The sequence below is a fragment of the Streptomyces sp. NRRL S-1022 genome (assembly GCF_000720135.1).
Taxonomy (GTDB): Bacteria; Actinomycetota; Actinomycetes; order Streptomycetales; family Streptomycetaceae; genus Streptomyces.
The window spans coordinates 1-295 of sequence record NZ_JOIU01000192.1; the positions used below are offsets into that span (position 1 = coordinate 1).

Here is a 295-nt window from a genome sequence, read left to right on the forward strand (position 1 = left end):
CACCGCTGCGGTGTCACCGGAGACGACCGTGGACAGCGGTGAGTTGACCGCGGCCACCGCGATGACGCCCGGTTCCTCGGTGAGTGCAGCGGTGACCTCATCCTCGGTGGCCTGGATGGCGGCCATCGCACCGCCCTCGGGGGCGGCTTGCATGAGTCGTCCGCGTGCGGTGACCAGTCGGGCGGCGTCGGTGAGGGAGAAGACGCCGGCTGTGTGGGCGGCGGCGAGTTCGCCGATGGAGTGGCCGGCGACGTGGTCGGGGGTGATGCCCCAGGACTGCAGGAGCCGGAAGAGT

Annotated in this window: 1 protein-coding gene; it reads right to left on the reverse strand. The window is 71.2% G+C overall.

Going from position 1 to position 295, the window contains the following annotated elements; genetic code table 11:
• A partial coding sequence (locus IG05_RS43360) for an acyltransferase domain-containing protein (protein WP_037816073.1) occupies window positions 1-295 on the reverse strand: 295 nt, incomplete at both ends.